The following is a 17,214-nucleotide window of genomic DNA, read 5'->3' on the forward strand; positions in this document are numbered from 1 at the left end:
GAAGTGCCTGCACGCGTGCGGCACACGCATCGCCAAGGCTGGCCGGCGCGCGGGGGGTGCGGCGTGCGGTGGATGCGGTTGTGGATGCATGGCGTATCCGTGGTGGAGGCAAAGCATTCCCGTTGAATGGGAATCGGTCGCGGAGAGAGGAGAAGTTGCTGACTCAACCAAGTTGGGAGCGCTCTCACTGCAACGCGGGGCGTGGCGGAACTTGACCACGGGGCTCCGGAGGCGCAGCGTCTCCGTCTATGTCCTCACCGCCGCCTGGTCGGACACGTCGTGCCGATCTTGTTCGCCTGCGCGAAATGCTGCCGGCGAGCGTTGCCGAAGCGTTGCGGCAGTACGAGCGGCACCTGACGCTCGAGCGGGATCTGTCGCCGCACACGGTGCGGGCGTACCTCGGTGACGTCGTGGCGTTGCTCGGGCACGTTGCTGGTGAGGAGCCGGAGAACGCGGACATCGGGCGGGTCGACCTGGCGCAGTTGAGGTCGTGGCTGGCGGCGCAGCGGGGTGCTGGTGCCAGTCGGACGACGTTGGCTCGGCGGGCGGCTGCTGCTCGGGCGTTCACGGGCTGGGCGGTGCGCAACGGGCATCTCGAGCAGGATCCGGGGCCCCGGCTCGCGGCACCGCGGCCGCATCGGACGTTGCCCAACGTGTTACGGGCTGACCAGGCGCGTGACGCGATGGACGCCGTATCCTCTGGCGCTTCTGAGGGCCATCCGGTTGCGCTGCGTGATCAGGCCGTGGTGGAGTTGCTGTACGCCACAGGCATTCGTGTCGCCGAGCTCTGTGGCCTGGATCTCGATGACGTGAACTACTCCCTAAGGGTGATTCGAGTACTCGGCAAAGGCGGGCGCGAGCGCACGGTCCCGTTCGGCGTTCCGGCCGAACGAGCTCTGCGGCGGTGGCTGGATCAGGGCAGGGAACACCTGGTCACCGCTGGTTCTCCGGCTGCGCTGTTTCTCGGGTCGCGCGGCGGTCGGATCAATCAGCGTTCCGTTCGGCGACTGGTACACGAGGTAGTCGCTGTGGTACCGGATGCGCCGGACATTGGGCCACACGGGTTGCGCCACTCCGCTGCGACCCATTTGTTGGAAGGAGGAGCGGACCTGCGCACCGTCCAAGAACTGCTTGGTCACGCTACGCTCGCAACGACTCAGCTTTACACACACGTCACTGTCGAACGGCTGAAGGCGATCCATGACCGAACCCACCCCCGTTCCTGACGCCTCAGGGGGAGGTTCGCGTACGGCGACCGTGCCCCCTGAACCCCTGGTGTCCGCGCCTGCGCAGAAGCGGACCAACGGGCACCGTCAGAACGGCGTGTCACGCACCGAGCAGACAGAGCCCGGTGCTGAGGAAGGGCCCGGTGCCGGCGAGGGCCAGCAGAACGACGAGGGCACCCTGAACGGCGAAGCCACCCCGAACGGCGAGGGCACTCCTGAAGAGGGCACCTCCGACGAGAGCACCCCCGACGAGGGCACACCCAGCGAGGCCATCTCGAACGAGGACACACCCAGCGACGAGGGCACGCCGAACGGCGTGACCCCTGCCGCGCACAAGCCGGACGTGCGGACCGGTGACGACGTCGAAGCCGGCATCGTCGCGCTGTGGCGCAGCTACGGCGAGTCGCGCGACCACAGCCAGCGCGACAAGCTCGTGCTGCACTACGCGCCGCTGGTCAAGTACGTCGCCGGTCGCGTGGGCACCGGTCTTCCCGCGCACGTCGACGTGGCCGACCTGATCCAGTCCGGCATCTTCGGCCTGGTCGACGCGATCGAGAAGTTCGAGCCCGAGCGCGGCCTCAAGTTCGAGACCTACGCGATGCAGCGCATCCGCGGTGCGATCTTGGACGACCTCCGTTCCCAGGACTGGGTTCCGCGTTCCGTGCGCAGCCGCGCCCGCGACGTCGAGCGCGCGCTCGAACGCCTCGGCGCCAAGCTGCAGCGCACACCGACCGACCGCGAGCTCGCCGCAGAGCTCAAGATCGGTCTGGCCGAGCTGCGCGAGCTGTACGGCCAGCTCCAGCTCACCAGCGTCGTCGCGCTGGACGAGCTCATCGCGCCGAACAAGGGCGGCTCCTCACTCGCGGAGTCGCTGCCCGACGAGGGTGCCGAGGACCCCGTCGCGAGCCTGGTCGACCAGGACAGCCGCCGCCAGCTCGCCGACGCCATCGCCCAGCTCGCCGAACGCGACCGCGTGGTCGTCACGCTGTACTACTTCGAGAACCTGACGCTCGCCGAGATCGGCAAGGTCCTCGGCGTCACCGAGTCCAGGGTCTGCCAGCTGCACACCCGAGCCGTCCTGAGGTTGCGGACGAAGCTCAACGAGCAGACCGAGGACTGACCCCGCCGGAGCCGCCGGGAGTTGAGCCCACAGCTCCCAGGCGGGTCAGCGGAAGCAGCCGAGCCCGGCCGGACGACACCAGGCGCAGCGGGTTGACGTACTCGTGGCCACGCCGAGCGCCCCAGTGCAGGCAGCTGAGACACCCCGGATGGCCTCCCACCAGCGTGCCGATCACCTCCCCTCGATGAACTCGCTGGCGCACCGCGACGACGGGCGAGACCGGTTCGTACGTCGTCCGCAGGCCGCCGTGGTCGAGCGACACCAGCTCCCGGTCGGCCAGGACCCCCGCGAACACGACCACCCCGTCGCCCGCGGCCTGCACCTGAGCCCCGACCGGCGCGCCCAGATCCACCCCGCGGTGCCCAGGCCCGTAGGGCGTCGCCGGGGGAGTGAAGGCGCGCACGACCGGGTGCGGTGGCGCGAGCGGCCAGCCGTACCGCCCGGTCGACGCCGGGGGCGGGAGCAGCAGCAGTGCGACGAGCAGGGGAATCGGCATGGTCAAACGGTCTCGCGAAAGCTTGCTCGTGTGGTGTCGGGACCAGCTAACTGTGGACAACTGCGGGGTTGTGGATAAGTCCGGTCCGGCGCCAGGGGCCGATTCGAAGTTTGTCCGGGTGTGGGCGTAGACTGTTGGGCGCGTCCCGTGTAAGCGCGGGACGACTTCGCGTGCCAACGCAGATCCGACCAGGCAATTGAGCGTGGTCGAGTCACGACGTCTGAACGGTCCCGGCAGCAATGCCACGGGTACGGGCGTCGGCGCGGGTACCAGGGCGGTCAGCCACAGGGCCGGCCGCGACAACCGACATGCGCGTCCACCAGGACGCGTCCGACAGACGAGGTGCGAACCGGCCATGGCCGTCGTAACCATGAAGCAGCTGCTCGACAGCGGCGTGCACTTCGGGCACCAGACCCGGCGCTGGAACCCGAAGATGAAGCGCTACATCCTCACCGAGCGCAACGGCATCTACATCATCGACCTCCAGCAGACGCTGACCTACATCGACCGGGCGTTCGAGTTCGTCCGCGAGACGGTCGCGCACGGTGGCTCGATCCTCTTCATCGGCACCAAGAAGCAGGCGCAGGAGGCCATCGCCAACGAGGCGCTCCGCGTCGGCATGCCCTACGTGAACCAGCGCTGGCTGGGCGGCATGCTCACCAACTTCTCGACGGTCCACAAGAGGCTTCAGCGGCTCAAGGAGCTGGAGTCGATGGAGCAGACCGGCGGCTTCCAGGGTTTCACCAAGAAGGAAATCCTGATGATGAACCGCGAGAAGGACAAGCTGGAGCGCACGCTCGGCGGTATCCGCGACATGTCCAAGGTGCCCAGCGCCGTGTGGATCGTGGACACCAAGAAGGAGCACATCGCGGTCGGTGAGGCTCGCAAGCTGAACATCCCGATCGTCGCGGTGCTCGACACCAACTGCGACCCGGACGAGGTCGACTACCCGATTCCGGGCAACGACGACGCGATCCGCTCGGCCGCCCTGCTGACCAAGGTCGTGGCCGAGGCCGCCGCCGCCGGTCTCATGGCCCGCTCGGGCGCTCGCCAGAACGCCGCCGACGGCCAGGACAAGCCGGAGCCCGGTGTCGCGAGCGACGAGCCGCTGGCGGAGTGGGAGCAGGAGCTCCTGACCAACACCTCGGCCGAGACCCCGGCCCCGGTTGAGGCCGCGGCTCCGGCCGAGCAGCCCGTCCAGTCCTGATTTCCCCCACGCCCTGCCCGCGCACAAGCGGGCAGGGCGTGGCTTGAGCGCGTACATCGCAGAAGGAAAACGATGGCGAACTACACCACCGCGGACGTCAAGAAGCTCCGCGAGCTGACCGCCGCCGGCATGATGGACTGCAAGAAGGCGCTGGACGAGTCGGACGGCGACTTCGAGAAGGCCGTCGAGATCCTGCGCATCAAGGGCGCCAAGGACGTCGGCAAGCGCGCTGAGCGCACCACGTCCAACGGCCTCGTCGCCGTCCAGGACGGTGCGATGGTCGAGCTGCGTTGCGAGACCGACTTCGTCGCCAAGAACGCCGACTTCATCGCACTGGCGGACGAGATCGTCGGGATCGCCAAGGCCAACAAGGTCGCCGACGTCGAGGCTCTCAAGGCCGTCGAGGTCGACGGCAAGACCGTCGACGCGCTGGTTCAGGAGTTCTCCGCCAAGATCGGCGAGAAGCTCGAGCTGGCCAAGGCCGTCGACTTCGACGGCACCGTCTCGGTCTACCTGCACAAGCGTGCGGCCGACCTGCCGCCCGCCGTCGGCGTGCTGGTCGAGTACACCGGTGACAACGCCGAGGTCGCCAAGGGTGCGGCGATGCAGATCGCCGCGATGCGCCCGAAGTTCGTCACCCGTGACGAGGTCCCGGAGGACCTGGTCGCGAACGAGCGCCGCATCGCCGAGGAGACCGCTCGCGAGGAAGGCAAGCCGGAGGCGGCGCTGCCCAAGATCGTCGAGGGTCGCGTCAACGGCTTCTTCAAGGACGTCGTGCTCCTCGAGCAGGCTTCCGTGACCGACAGCAAGAAGACGGTCAAGGCTCTTCTGGACGAGGCCGGCGTGACGGTGACCCGTTTCGCTCGGTTCGAGGTCGGCCAGAGCTGATTCGCATGAGGGCGGGGTTGCAGGCACAGGCGACCCCGCCCTTGGCGTGTCTACGGACTTCACTCTGGTGAGGTGTGTTCGCGGAAAGCACGAACCGGGTCGTTCCGCGAGACAGTGGGGAGACCCCCACACCCCCAGGCCCAAATGGCGCGAGGAGAAGGACCTGTGAGCGAAGAAGGTAGCCACGGCTACAACCGGGTGATGCTCAAGCTCGGCGGCGAGATGTTCGGTGGCGGCGGCGTCGGCGTCGACCCCGACGTCGTCCAGACGGTCGCGAAGCAGATCGCCGCGGTCGTCCGCTCCGGTGTCCAGGTCGCCGTCGTCATCGGTGGCGGCAACTTCTTCCGCGGCGCCGAGCTCCAGCAGCGCGGCATGGACCGCTCCCGCGCCGACTACATGGGCATGCTCGGCACGGTCATGAACTGCCTGGCGCTGCAGGACTTCCTCGAGCGCGAGCACGGCATCGACACCCGCGTGCAGACCTCCATCCAGATGACGCAGGTCGCCGAGTCCTACATCCCTCGCCGCGCGATGCGTCACCTCGACAAGGGCCGTGTCGTGATCTTCGGCGGCGGCGCGGGTCTGCCGTACTTCTCCACGGACACCACGGCCGCCCAGCGCGCGCTGGAGATCGGCTGCGAGATCGTGCTGATGGCCAAGGCCGTGGACGGTGTCTACACCGCCGACCCCAAGGTCGACCCGGACGCGCTGATGTTCGACAACATCACCCACCGCGAGGTGCTGGAGCGCGGCCTCAACGTCGCCGACGCGACCGCGTTCAGCCTCTGCATGGACAACAACATGCCGATCCTCGTTTTCAACCTCCTCACCGAGGGGAACATTGCGCGCGCGGTGCGTGGTGAGAAGATCGGAACCCTGGTGAGTACCCCCGGTGGGCGGCCGTCCTTCTAGACCTGCTGGGATCAGGCCAGACGGGTTTTCGGGACAGACGCACACGCAGAGCAAGGAGCAGTCGTGATCGACGAGACCCTCCTCGATGCCGAGGAGAAGATGGAAAAGGCCGTTTCGGTGGCGAAGGAGAACCTCGCCTCCGTCCGGACCGGTCGCGCGAACCCCTCGATGTTCTCGCGCATCGTCGTCGAGTACTACGGTTCGCCGACCCCGCTGAACCAGCTGGCGAGCGTCGCGATCCCCGAGGCGCGCATGGCTGTCATCAAGCCGTACGACACCACGCAGCTGAACTCGATCGAGAAGGCGATTCGCGACTCCGACCTCGGCGTGAACCCGAGCAACGACGGCACGATCATCCGCGTGGTCATCCCGCAGCTCTCCGAGGAGCGCCGCAAGGAGATGGTCAAGGTCGCCAAGACCAAGGGCGAGGAAGCGCGCGTCTCCGTGCGCGGCGTCCGCCGCAAGGCCAAGGAGGAGATCGACCGCCTCGTCAAGGACGGCGAGGTCGGCGAGGACGACGGTGCGCGCGGCGAGAAGGAGCTCGACTCCCTCACGCACAAGTACACCGCGCAGGTCGACGAGCTGGTGAAGCACAAGGAAACCGAGCTCCTCGAGGTCTGATGTTCCTGTTGGGTTCGCCCGGCCGAGTCGCCGTTGGCGTGGTTGCATTGGCCGGGCGGAGGCCGTGATGGGAGCACAGGTGGCAGGGCAGCAAGACGCGGCCGCGTCCAAGCCGTCGAGGGCTGGACGCGATCTGCGGGCGGCGATCCTCGTCGGCGTCAGCCTCGGCGCCGTGATCATCGCCGCCCTGCTGACCTACCGGCACATCTTCATCGGCATCGTCGCCGCGGCCGTCGCGGTCTCGACCGTCGAGCTCGCCGGTGCGTTGAAGCAGCGCGGCATCAACATCGCGCTGATCCCGGTGCTCGTCGGCGGCCAGGCCATGATCTGGCTGTCCTGGCCGTTGGAGCGCACCGGTCTGATGACCGCGTTCGTGATCACCGTGCTCGTCTGCATGATCTGGCGATTCCGCGGCGGCTCCGACGGCTACCTGCGCGACCTGTCCGCCTCGGTGTTCACCGCCGCGTACCTCCCGTTGTTCGGCACGTTCGCCGCGATGCTCGTCGTCCCCGAGGACGGCGCGGGCCGCGCGTTCTGCTTCCTGATCGGCGTGGTGCTGTCCGACACCGGCGGCTACGCGGCGGGCGTGTTCCTCGGCAAGCACCCGATGGCGCCGACCATCAGCCCGAAGAAGTCCTGGGAGGGCTTCGCGGGCTCGATGGTCGCGGGCATGGTCGGAGGCGCGCTGACCGTCAGCCTGCTGATCGACGGCCAGTGGTGGCAGGGCGTCCTCTTCGGCGCGGTCCTCGTCATCACGGCCACCGCGGGTGACCTCGTCGAGTCGCTGATCAAACGCGACCTCGGCATCAAGGACATGGGCACGCTGCTGCCCGGCCACGGCGGACTGATGGACCGGATGGACTCACTCCTGCCGTCGGCCGTCGCGTCCTGGCTGCTGCTGCACCTGTTCGTGTCCTAGTCGTCGTACGGGTCATCGACCTCGGCACGAGGCTCGGCCTCGATCGCACGAGACTGGTCGACGACCGAGAACGCCATGTGGTTGTTGTCCTCGACCGTGGTGATCCGCCCGAACGGCGTGTCGTACGGCTCCACCGTGATCCGTCCGCCCAGCTCGACGACCCGGTTCGCCACCGCGTCGATGTCGATCTCCGGCGCGGAGTTGAAGTAGATCATCCAGTGCGGCTTCTGCCGGTACGGGAACTCGCGCCCCATGCGCTGCCTGCCGAGCACGTCCTGGCCCTCCACCGACCAGACCACGTAGTCGAAGCGGTGCCCGTCACCGATCTGGGTCATGTCGAAGTGGCACAGATCCCGGAAGAACGCGTCCACCGCCGCACCGTCACGCGTGTTCAGCTCGGCCCACGCGAACGCGCCGTGCCCGTTCGTGCCGAACCGCCAGTCCGGCGGCACGTGCCGGAAGCCGACGACCGCCCCCGACGGGTCCCTGATCAGCGTGGACTGCGTGTGATCTGCGATGTCCTCCGGGTTGCGCAGCACCGTGCCGCCCAGGTGGAACGCCTTCTCCGCGGTCGCGCGAGCGTGCGGCGTGAGCAGGTACAGCCGCCACGGTCCGGCCTGCTCGGCGGTGGGGAGCCCGGCGACGGGGATGCCGTCGACCATGGCCACGCAGTAGCCGGCGTCGTCGGCGTAGTGCCAGCCGAAGAGTCCCGTGTAGAAGTCGACAGCAGCACGGAGATCGGGGACGGGGAGTTCGACCCAGCACGGACTACCGGCGAGGAGCGGCGTCAGCTGGGGCGAGTTGGGTGCGATCGACACAACCGCCTCCTGCAAGGGGTGAAGATGCGATCACGCTACGCCGTCAAACAGCGAATCCGAACACTCCTCCAGCAACTACAGTGCCCCTGTGAGGGGATTTGTCCGTGCGGCGCTGGCCGCGGTGCGTCCGATCGACGTAGTGCCGAGCCCGAACATCTGGCACTGGCCGGAGGTCTACGAGGTCGAGAACCGCGCCCAGGACGTCGGCGGCGCGATCTGGGCCGCGCTGCGCGCGTCGTGCGACTGGGCCGGACTCGACGTGGTCGACGTCGGCTGCGGCACGGGCTTCCACCTGCCGATGTTCGCCGAGTCCGCGCGCAGCGTCCTCGGCGTCGAACCGCACAAGCCGCTCGTCGTGCGCGCCGAGCAGCGGGTCGCGTCGCTGCCCAACGCGCGGGCTGTTTCCGGTCCCGCACAACGGCTTCCGCTGTCCGACGCGAGCGTCGACCTGGTGCACGCGCGCACCGCGTACTTCTTCGGGCCTGGCTGCGAGCCCGGCATGCAGGAGGCTGATCGCGTGCTGCGTCCCGGTGGCGCGCTGGCGATCGTCGATCTCGACGGCACCGCCGAGCCGTACGGGCCGTGGCTGTGCGCGGACGAACCGCGCTACAACCCGTCACTGGTGGAGAAGTTCTTCTCCGACAACGGGTTCAGCTTGCAGCGCGTGGTCGCCGAGTGGCGGTTCGAACGGCGCGAGGACCTCGAGTCGGTGCTGCGCATCGAGTTCTCGGAGAAGGTCGCGGACCAGGCGATCGCGGCCACGCCGGGGCTGAGCTTCCCCGTCGGGTACCGCCTGCACGTGCGCCGCAAGCCGGCCGGGCTGATCGTCTGACGTGAAGATCCGCTCCGGGGTGTGGTTCGTCGAGCCGCACGTGCTCGACGAGGTTCGGCAGGAGGCGCGGCGGTCGACTCGGTGAGCGGCGGGTTCTGGCTGGAGCGCCCGAACCGGTTCGTGATCGTCTGGCCTGATCTGGGGCAGGCGTGCGAGACCGCGCTGATCGTCCTTGGCCAGATGGTCGGACTGCTCGAGCGGCGCAAGCAGGGGGCCAAGTACCTGTGCGTCTTCGGCGAGCGGATCTGACTACGATCAGGTTCGTGGAGAAGCGAAGCGCAGGCAGGCTCGGGCGGGACGTCGGCGTGGTGGGGCTGGGCTGCTGGCAGCTCGGCGCCGACTGGGGTGCGGTCGACGAGAGCGAGGCGCTGGCCTTGCTGCACGCCGCCGCCGACACGGGGGTCGACTTCTTCGACACCGCTGACGTGTACGGCGACGGCCGCAGTGAGACCCTGGTGGGCCGCTTTCTCAAGGAGCGCAAGGACTCGGGTGTCTTCGTCGCCACCAAGATGGGACGGCGGCTGCCCGCGCAGACCCCCGAGGGGTACAGCCGGGCGAACTTTCTGGAGTGGAACGACCGCAGCAGGCGCAACCTCGGCGTCGACACGCTCGACCTCGTCCAGCTCCACTGCCCGCCGACGCCCGTCTACCGCACCGACGAGGTGTTCGACACGCTCGACGAGCTCGTCGAGGCGCAGCGGATCGCCGCTTACGGCGTGAGCGTGGAGAAGGTCGAGGAAGCGCTGGCCGCGATCGCGCGCCCGAACGTCGCGAGCGTGCAGATCATCCTCAACGCGTTCCGGCTCAAGCCGCTCGAAGAGGTGCTGCCCGCGGCGGCGGCAGCAGGCGTCGCGATCATCGCGCGCGTGCCGCTCGCGAGCGGACTGCTGTCCGGGAAGTACACGAAGGACACGTCGTTCGGTGCGGACGACCACCGCAACTACAACCGCAACGGCGAGGCGTTCGACGTCGGCGAGACCTTCTCGGGTGTGCCCTACGACGTCGGCCTGGAGGCCGTCGAGCGGTTGCGTCCCCTCGTGCCTGGTGATGCGTCGATGGCGCAGTTCGCGCTCCGGTGGATCATCGACCAGCCGGGTGTGACCGTCGTGATCCCCGGTGCGCGCAACGTGGAGCAGGCCAGGGCGAACTCGGCCGCGGCTGAGCTGGCGCCGGTCGACTCGGTCGAGATCGAGAAGATCTACGACGAGCTGATCCGGCCGCACGTGCACGACCGCTGGTGAACTACGACTCCTCGGAGAGGATCGAGTAGAGCTTGCGCCGCAGCTCGTTGTAGAGCTGCGCGGCGCGGGCTTTCTGCGCCGACGTGCCTGCGTGGGAGATCTGCTCCATCGCACTGCCGAGCAGACGCACCGCGCTGCGCAGCTCGCCGTCGACCGGGTCTAGCTGGAAGCTCAGCACGTCCCACGGGGCGGCTTCGCCCTCGGTCGTGCCGATGTCCGTGAGGGAGAACAGCTTCTTGCCGCCCTCCTCGGTCGACGTGACAAAGCCCTCGTCGGCGAGCATCTGCAGCGTCGGGTAGATCGAGCCGGGACTCGGCGTCCACTGGCCGTCCGTGCGCCTGGCGATCTCCTGGATCATCTCGTAACCGTGCATCGGTCGTTCTGCGAGCAGGTGCAGGACGGCCGCGCGCATCTGACCGCGTCGCTGCCTGCCCCTGCCCCTTCCGCGGCCTTCGCCGAAGCCGTGCCCGTGTCCGAATCCCGGGCCATGGCCGTGACCAGGGCCTCCTCGGAAACCTCCGCCACCGCCGAACCCCTCCCTGCCGCCGAAACCGCGGAGATGGTGGCCGTGACCGTGCCTGTGCATGTGTTCGTTCATGTGTCGTCTCATGGCGCTAACGATATATCGTAAACTATCGGGATGCAACGGTAACTATCGGTAGCAGTCGGCAGGTGTCGCCTGCTGTCGTGAGTGCGGGGGCGATGGCTGGTGAGGCTCGGCGATGGTCATCGAGGTGTGGCGATGATCGGGAGCGCTCACCGACTATCGGTAACTATCGGTAGCTATCGCCGACGGTCGAAGTGTGTCGTCGACTATCGGTAAGTGCCGGGTGAATCTCATGGGACACTAGGTGTGCTATGACGTCTCTTCCCCTTGTCTTCGATGCGCCCAAGCGCGGCCTGCCGCCGCGCCACCTGGTGGACCTCACCCCCGCTGAACGGCAGGAAGCCGTTGAGCAGCTGGGGGAGAAGCCCTTTCGGGCGAAGCAGCTGTCGAACCACTACTTCGGCCGTCTGACCGTCGATCCGGCGGACATGACGGACATCCCGGCGGCGAGCCGGGACAAGCTGGTCAGCGACCTGATGCCGCCGCTCTTCACGACGGTGCGCAAGGTCACCTGTGACGAGGGGACGACCAGCAAGACGCTGCTCCGCGCGCACGACGGCACGCTCATCGAGAGCGTCCTCATGCGCTACCCGGACCGCGCGACGCTGTGCATCTCGAGCCAGGCGGGCTGCGGCATGGCGTGCCCGTTCTGCGCGACCGGGCAGGGTGGCCTGCAGCGCAACTTGTCTACGGCGGAGATCGTCGACCAGGTGCGCATGGGCGCGAAGGCGATGCGTGACGGCGAGCTGCCCGGTGGTCCGGGCCGGCTGTCCAACATCGTCTTCATGGGCATGGGTGAGCCGCTCGCGAACTACAAGCGGGTCATCGAGGCGGTGCGCCGGATCACGGAGCCCGCTCCGGACGGGCTGGGGATCTCGCAGCGCACGGTCACCGTTTCGACGGTCGGTCTGGTGCCCGCGATCCGGAAGCTGACCGAGGAGAAGATGCAGGTTCGGCTGGCGGTGTCGCTGCACACGCCGGACGACGAGCTGCGCAACACGCTGGTGCCGGTGAACACGCGGTGGGACGTCGCCGAGGTGCTGGAGGCCGCGCGTGGCTACGCGGACCAGACCGGCCGTCGCGTCTCCATCGAGTACGCGCTGATCCGGGACATCAACGACCAGCCGTGGCGGGCCGACTTGCTCGGCAAGAAGCTGCGCAAGCATCTCGGGCAGTTCGTGCACGTGAACCTGATTCCCCTGAACCCGACGCCGGGCAGCAAGTGGGACGCCAGCCCGAAGCCTGTCGAGCGCGAGTTCGTGCGGCGGGTGCGGGAGCAGGGTGTCGAGTGCACCGTGCGGGACACCCGCGGGCAGGAGATCGCGGCGGCCTGTGGCCAGCTCGCGGCCGAGGGCTGACCTGGGGGTAGATCCAAACCGGTTGACGGGCGCGGCACGCTGACCGGGTGAAGCTCGAAGGTCAACGCTGGCGCACGCTGCTCAGCACCGTCCGGCTGGGGCCCGACGAGTACCGGGTGATCCGGCCGCTGAAGCCGCTCTCGCACGCGCCGATGCACGAGGGCTACCTCGGCATGCAGATGACGGTGGACAAGACCACCGCGCGCACGCTGGCGATGGCCTGGGCGCTGGCGGCGCGGTCGCCGCGCACGATCGTTTACCTGCCGATGCGGCACAGCGACCGGCGCTGCAGTCTGTTCGGCACCGGCGAGGAGCGGCTGCTGGACCTCGTGCTGCTCCACCACAGCCTCGGGTTCCCGGCGTCGCGGTGGAAGGCCGTGCGCGCGAAGCTCGGCGCTGGGCGGCCGCACACCGTTGTCTCCCAAGGACTTCCCGAGGTCGAGTACGTCGTGGAGCACGACGACAGGGACGTGCTGCGGCACGACATCGCCGCCGACACGCTGTTCCTCGTCGGCAGCCGCAAGGCGTTCGAGTACTGGGGCGAGCCGTTGCGGGAGCTGGTCGAGGACTGCCCGCGGCACATGCACGAGGAACCGGGCACGCACTGCTGCGCCGAGGTGACGGTGGACGGGATGAGGCAGTGGCTGCACGTCGAATACTGCCTCGAACACCGCGTCAGGTAGTCCGTGCACGGTTGACATGTGACCATTTGGTCACCTATCGTCGGAACCGTGAACGACGACGATGACCGCGTCTTCAAGGCGCTGGCCGACGGGACCCGGAGGCGGCTGCTCGACCGGCTGTTCTCCAGGGACGGGCGGACGCTGTCCGACCTCGAGTCCGATGTGGACATGACGAGGTTCGGTGTCATGAAGCACCTGCGCCAGCTGGAGGACGCCGGTCTCGTCGTCACGCGGAAGTCCGGCCGGGAGAAGCTGCACTTCCTCAACGCCGTCCCCATCCGGCTCATCCACGACCGATGGATCGACAAGTACACCGAACCGCAGGTCGCGGCGCTCGCCGACCTGAAGATCGAGTTGGAGAATCCGATGACCACGACCGAGACCGGCACGACCGTGCAGGTGCACCGCGTCTTCATCAAGGCGACGGCGCAGGCGATCTGGACCGCCATCACCGACCCCGAGTGGAGCCAGAAGTACGGCTACCGCGGCGTGGTCGACTACGACCTGCGGCCGGGCGGCGCGTTCAAGACGCTCGCCGGCGACAACATGCCCGGCATGGAGTCCGACGCGTGCGTCGTCGAGGGCGAGGTCGTCGAGGTCGACCCGCCGCACCGCCTCGTGCAGACCTGGCGGCCGACGTGGCTCGACGAGGCCTTCACCACGGTCACCTACGAGATCAAGGAAGGCGAGAACGGCGTCTGCTCGCTGACGCTGACCCACGACGTGCACGACGCGCCGCTCACCGGGGCGCAGGTGTCCGGCAACGTCGAGGGCGCGGGCGGCGGCTGGCCCGAGGTGCTCAGCGACCTCAAGTCGCTGCTGGAGACCGGGAACAGCCTGTACGCGTAGCAACGCGAGGTGGCCGGTGCGCGGCAAACGTCCGCGCACCGGCCGGTGCTCACGACAGGCGCCGCGGCGCGGCCAGATACCATGCCCCGCCGTGGGGGAACAGAACAGGCTGGTCGCGGGCCGCTACGCGACGATCCGCGAGCTGGGCCGGGGCGGGATGGGCGTCGTCTGGCTCGCCGAGGACCAGGTGATCGGTCGTCAGGTCGCGCTCAAGGAGCTGCGCACCTCGTCGAAGACCGACATCGAACGCGTGCTGCGCGAGGCCCGCACGGCGGGCAAGCTCAACAGCCCCCACGTCGTCGGCATCCACGACGTGATCTCCGAGCACGGCGTCACGTACCTCGTGATGGAACTCGTCGAGGCGCCAACGCTTTCCGACCTGATGGCCCGCGAGGGCGCGCTGCCGGAAGCCCGCGTCGCGGACATCGCGCTCCAGGTGCTCAGCGCGCTGGAAGCCGCGCACGCGGCGGGCATCGTGCACCGGGACGTCAAGCCCAGCAACATCATGGTGCTCCCGGACGGACGCGCGAAGCTCGCCGACTTCGGCATCGCCCGCGCCATGGACGACCCCGGCCTCACGGCCACCGGCGGCATCATGGGCTCGCCCGGCTACATGGCCCCCGAGCTGTTCGCCGGTGACCCGCCCTCACCCGCCAGCGACCTGTGGGCGTTGGGCGCCACCATGTTCCACGCCGTCGAGGGCCGGTCGCCGTTCACCCGCGAGACGACCGCGGCGACCATGCACGCGATCATGTACGACCGGCCCGCACTCAGCCGCGCCGACGGCCCGCTCGCGTCGGTGATCATGGGCCTGCTCACGCCGGTCGGGCAGCGGCTCACCGCGGCCCAGCTGCGCGCGCACCTCCAGGACGGCACCCGAGCGGTGCGGCCCGCGGACACCGTGATCGTCGAGGCGCCGACCTCACTCGTCACCCCGGCCAGCACGGCGCCCAGCTGGGCGCAGAGCTGGGACGACGAGGAGAAGCCCAAGTCCCGGCGCAAGATCGGCATCATCGCGGGTGCGGCGGCGGTCGTCGTCGTGGTGGCGCTGGCCGCGGTGTTCCTGATCAAGCCGGACCAGCAGACCGGAACGGCCGCCGCGCAGCAGGGCACCGACCCGGCGTCGTCCTCGGCAGCGGCGTCGTCCACCCCGGAGAGCAGCGCGTCGTCGGCACCGAGCAGCGCGCCCAGCAGCAGCGCCGGCCCGACGTCGTCGAACGCGGCGGCAGGCCCGAAGCCCACCCAGTCCGCGCCGAACAACCCGGTGCCGACGACCACGAAACCCAAGCCGCCGAGGGAAACCCTCCCGCTGGCGCGGTACCGCAACGGCGGCGGCTGGCACTACAGCGGCACCTCGCGCGTCCCGGTCCCGGCGGGCTTCAGCGTCGAGAACACCGGCGGGCTCGGCAAGCTGCTCGCCAACCCCGAGGCCGACACCAAGCCGCTGTACACGTGCCGGGTCAACAACAGCGAGGACCGGATGTCCTCGGGGTCGTCGACCTGCGAGAGCCAGACGGTGTACGGCACGCTCGGCTACGTCTTCAGCAAGAAGCCGGCCGACGTCGAGGTGCTGCCGCTGTTCCGCTGCAACATGGGCGGTCACCACTTCGACTCGGTCACCACGAACTGCGAGGGCTACCAAGTCGAGTTCCAGTTCGGGTGGGTCGTTCGATGATCGTCGCCGGCCGCTACCGCAAGCTCCGCGAGCTGGGCCGGGGCGGCATGGGCGTCGTCTGGCTGGCCGAGGACCAGGTGATCGGCCGTCAGGTCGCGCTCAAGGAGCTGCGCACCACGTCCGCGGGCGAGCACGAGCGGGTGCTCCGCGAGGCGCGCACGGCGGGCCGCCTGAACAGCCCCCCACGTCGTCGGCATCCACGACGTGATCACCGAGCACGGCGTCACGTACCTGGTGATGGAGCTGGTCGAGGCGCCGACGCTGGCCGACGTCATGGCCCGCGAGGGCGCGCTGCCGGAGGACCGCGTCCGGGACATCGCGCTCCAGGTGCTGACCGCGCTGGAGACGGCGCACGCAGCCGGGATCGTGCACCGGGACGTCAAGCCCAGCAACATCATGGTGCTGCCCGACGGCCGGGTGAAGCTCGCGGACTTCGGCATCGCCCGCGCCATGGACGACCCCGGCCTGACCGCCACCGGCGGGATCATGGGCTCGCCCGGCTACATGGCGCCCGAGCTGTTCGCGGGCAAGGCGCCGTCACCCGCGAGCGACCTGTGGGCGCTCGGCGCGACGATGTTCCACGCCGCGGAGGGCCGGTCCGCGTTCGCGCGGGACACGACCGCGGCGACCATGCACGCGATCATGTACGAGGCACCGCGGCTCGAGCGGACGACCGGGCAGCTCGCGTCGGTGGTCATGCGGCTGCTCACCCCGGTCGAGCAGCGGCTCACCGCGGCCCAGCTGCGCGAACACCTGCAGGACGGCACCCGTGCGGTGCGGCCGGTCGAGGCCGACACCGTGATCATCGAGGCACCCACGACATTCGTCACCGCGCGCCCGTCCGACACCCGCCCGAACCCGGACGGTCAGCCGGCGCGGCGCAAGACCGTGATCATCGCGGGCACGGCGGCCGCCGTGGTCGCGATCGCGCTCGCCGCGTTCTTCGTGCTCGAACCGGATGGCCGGAACGGGACGGCCGCGGCCGGGCAGAACCCCGCGGTCCCCGGCACCTCGACGAGCACGAGCACCGCCGCGTCGTCGAGCACTCGGCGAAGCCGCAGGAGCCGACGAAGCCGGCCACCAGCGCGGAGAAGCCGAAGCGCAAGACGCTCGCGATCACCCGCTACCACGACACGAAGTGGCACTTCAGCGGCACGCCGAACGTGGCGGTCCCGCCGGGGTTCTCGCACGTGGACGGCCCGCTCGGCTGGCTCGCGGCCAGCCAGGAGGCGAACACCCGGCCGCTCTACGCGTGCAAAGTGAAGGACAGCGAGGACTGGATGACGTCGCTCGACGCGGCGTGCGAGGGTCAGACCAGGGAGTTCCAGTTCGGCTGGGTGCTCGCCGGAGCGTGACGGACTAGCGGCGCCAGGAGGTGCGGCCGCGCACGCCGTCCCAGACCAGGAACAGGATGATCGAGGTGCCGGTCGCGATCAGCCACAGGTCCTCGGTGAACCCGTGGTGGTTGCCGATCAGCATCGCGAAGCAGAACAGGGCGGAGATCACCCCGGCGATCCGGACGGCCTTGGGGAAGGTGCCGTGCCAGCCCCACTCGGCCGAGGGCTCGTCGTGGGTGTCGACGGCGGGACGCTTGTCCAGCTCCGAAGACGAAGACACAGTTCCTCCACAGCTCATCCGGTGACGGCGTCATCGTCGCACACGATCGAGTCCCCGACGGTGTGAGGTCGCGCGCGTGCGGCTGTCAGCGGCGGCCGGACTCGTCTACCCTCGGCCGCGGCCACACACATCCGATCTCTAAGGC

The 17,214-nt window shown here is 69.0% G+C and carries 19 protein-coding genes; 15 read left to right on the forward strand and 4 right to left on the reverse strand.

From position 1 onward, the window contains the following. The first annotated feature begins 248 nt into the window (after positions 1–248). Together FKR81_RS39970 and FKR81_RS39975 are read left to right on the forward strand one after the other, a co-directional pair. Positions 249–1,226: a tyrosine recombinase XerC gene (locus FKR81_RS39970; RefSeq protein WP_146360287.1), complete on the forward strand. Its 978-nt coding sequence runs from the start codon at positions 249–251 to the stop codon at positions 1,224–1,226. Then, complete coding sequence (locus tag FKR81_RS39975; protein WP_407936586.1) at positions 1,201–2,346, forward strand: FliA/WhiG family RNA polymerase sigma factor; 1,146 nt, start codon at positions 1,201–1,203, stop codon at positions 2,344–2,346. Before FKR81_RS39970 ends, FKR81_RS39975 begins: the two co-directional genes overlap by 26 nt. Here FKR81_RS39975 and FKR81_RS39980 read toward each other — a convergent pair. Continuing rightward, the gene (locus FKR81_RS39980) at positions 2,324–2,842 is read right to left on the reverse strand and encodes a murein hydrolase activator EnvC family protein (protein WP_146360288.1); all 519 of its coding nucleotides are present in this window, start codon (positions 2,840–2,842) and stop codon (positions 2,324–2,326) included. The genes FKR81_RS39975 and FKR81_RS39980 overlap by 23 nt on opposite strands. Positions 2,843–3,197: 355 nt before the next feature. Here FKR81_RS39980 and rpsB point away from each other — a divergent pair, with 355 nt between their 5' ends. The 5 genes from rpsB to FKR81_RS40005 all read left to right on the forward strand — a co-directional run bounded on the left by rpsB (position 3,198) and on the right by FKR81_RS40005 (position 7,389). Continuing rightward, positions 3,198–4,049 carry a 30S ribosomal protein S2 gene (gene rpsB / locus FKR81_RS39985; RefSeq protein WP_146360290.1) on the forward strand — a complete coding sequence of 284 codons (852 nt, stop codon included), beginning with the start codon at positions 3,198–3,200 and terminating at the stop codon, positions 4,047–4,049. Between the two features lie 72 nt (positions 4,050–4,121). Further along, positions 4,122–4,937: a translation elongation factor Ts gene (tsf, locus tag FKR81_RS39990; RefSeq protein WP_146360292.1), complete on the forward strand. Its 816-nt coding sequence runs from the start codon at positions 4,122–4,124 to the stop codon at positions 4,935–4,937. Positions 4,938–5,081: 144 nt separating this feature from the next. Beyond that, positions 5,082–5,849 carry a UMP kinase gene (gene pyrH / locus FKR81_RS39995; RefSeq protein WP_407936587.1) on the forward strand — a complete coding sequence of 256 codons (768 nt, stop codon included), beginning with the start codon at positions 5,082–5,084 and terminating at the stop codon, positions 5,847–5,849. 63 nt (positions 5,850–5,912) lie between these two features. After that, positions 5,913–6,470: a ribosome recycling factor gene (gene frr, locus FKR81_RS40000; RefSeq protein ID WP_146360296.1), complete on the forward strand. Its 558-nt coding sequence runs from the start codon at positions 5,913–5,915 to the stop codon at positions 6,468–6,470. 67 nt (positions 6,471–6,537) lie between these two features. Further along, positions 6,538–7,389 (forward strand): phosphatidate cytidylyltransferase, encoded by an 852-nt coding sequence (locus tag FKR81_RS40005; protein WP_146360298.1) that lies wholly within the window; start codon positions 6,538–6,540, stop codon positions 7,387–7,389. Here the strand turns inward: FKR81_RS40005 and FKR81_RS40010 are convergent. Beyond that, positions 7,386–8,207: a VOC family protein gene (locus FKR81_RS40010; RefSeq protein WP_146360300.1), complete on the reverse strand. Its 822-nt coding sequence runs from the start codon at positions 8,205–8,207 to the stop codon at positions 7,386–7,388. The two genes, FKR81_RS40005 and FKR81_RS40010, sit on opposite strands and share 4 nt — an antisense overlap. A gap of 88 nt (positions 8,208–8,295) precedes the next feature. Between FKR81_RS40010 and FKR81_RS40015 the strand changes: the two genes are divergently transcribed. Genes FKR81_RS40015 through FKR81_RS40025 form a run of 3 tightly spaced genes read left to right on the forward strand, consistent with a single transcriptional unit; the run spans position 8,296 to position 10,280 of the window. After that, positions 8,296–9,039, forward strand: coding sequence for a class I SAM-dependent methyltransferase (locus FKR81_RS40015; RefSeq protein WP_146360302.1), 744 nt, complete (start codon positions 8,296–8,298; stop codon positions 9,037–9,039). Positions 9,040–9,060: 21 nt separating this feature from the next. Then, positions 9,061–9,288 carry a hypothetical protein gene (locus FKR81_RS40020; RefSeq protein WP_146360304.1) on the forward strand — a complete coding sequence of 76 codons (228 nt, stop codon included), beginning with the start codon at positions 9,061–9,063 and terminating at the stop codon, positions 9,286–9,288. A 14-nt stretch (positions 9,289–9,302) separates the two neighbouring features. Further along, the gene (locus tag FKR81_RS40025; RefSeq protein ID WP_146360305.1) at positions 9,303–10,280 is read left to right on the forward strand and encodes an aldo/keto reductase; all 978 of its coding nucleotides are present in this window, start codon (positions 9,303–9,305) and stop codon (positions 10,278–10,280) included. A 1-nt stretch (position 10,281) separates the two neighbouring features. On the opposite strand, the gene FKR81_RS40030 is transcribed toward FKR81_RS40025, so the two are convergent. Then, positions 10,282–10,692: a PadR family transcriptional regulator gene (locus tag FKR81_RS40030; protein ID WP_222598562.1), complete on the reverse strand. Its 411-nt coding sequence runs from the start codon at positions 10,690–10,692 to the stop codon at positions 10,282–10,284. Between the two features lie 446 nt (positions 10,693–11,138). Here FKR81_RS40030 and rlmN point away from each other — a divergent pair, with 446 nt between their 5' ends. The 5 genes from rlmN (at position 11,139) to FKR81_RS40055 (ending at position 16,715) form a co-directional block, all read left to right on the forward strand. Beyond that, positions 11,139–12,245, forward strand: a complete 1,107-nt coding sequence (rlmN, locus tag FKR81_RS40035) for a 23S rRNA (adenine(2503)-C(2))-methyltransferase RlmN (protein ID WP_146360309.1) — start codon at positions 11,139–11,141, stop codon at positions 12,243–12,245. Between the two features lie 47 nt (positions 12,246–12,292). After that, entirely contained in the window at positions 12,293–12,928 is a 636-nt protein-coding gene (locus FKR81_RS40040; RefSeq protein WP_146360311.1) for a hypothetical protein, read from the forward strand. A 48-nt stretch (positions 12,929–12,976) separates the two neighbouring features. Continuing rightward, entirely contained in the window at positions 12,977–13,777 is an 801-nt protein-coding gene (locus FKR81_RS40045) for an ArsR/SmtB family transcription factor (protein WP_146360313.1), read from the forward strand. Positions 13,778–13,868: 91 nt separating this feature from the next. Continuing rightward, the gene (locus FKR81_RS40050) at positions 13,869–15,452 is read left to right on the forward strand and encodes a serine/threonine-protein kinase (protein WP_268891610.1); all 1,584 of its coding nucleotides are present in this window, start codon (positions 13,869–13,871) and stop codon (positions 15,450–15,452) included. Between the two features lie 204 nt (positions 15,453–15,656). Beyond that, positions 15,657–16,715: a serine/threonine-protein kinase gene (locus FKR81_RS40055; RefSeq protein ID WP_235922189.1), complete on the forward strand. Its 1,059-nt coding sequence runs from the start codon at positions 15,657–15,659 to the stop codon at positions 16,713–16,715. A gap of 96 nt (positions 16,716–16,811) precedes the next feature. On the opposite strand, the gene FKR81_RS40060 is transcribed toward FKR81_RS40055, so the two are convergent. Continuing rightward, entirely contained in the window at positions 16,812–17,087 is a 276-nt protein-coding gene (locus FKR81_RS40060; RefSeq protein WP_146360315.1) for a DUF2631 domain-containing protein, read from the reverse strand. Between the last annotated feature and the right edge of the window lie 127 nt (positions 17,088–17,214).

The sequence above is a fragment of the Lentzea tibetensis genome, from assembly GCF_007845675.1.
Taxonomy (GTDB): Bacteria; Actinomycetota; Actinomycetes; order Mycobacteriales; family Pseudonocardiaceae; genus Lentzea; species Lentzea tibetensis.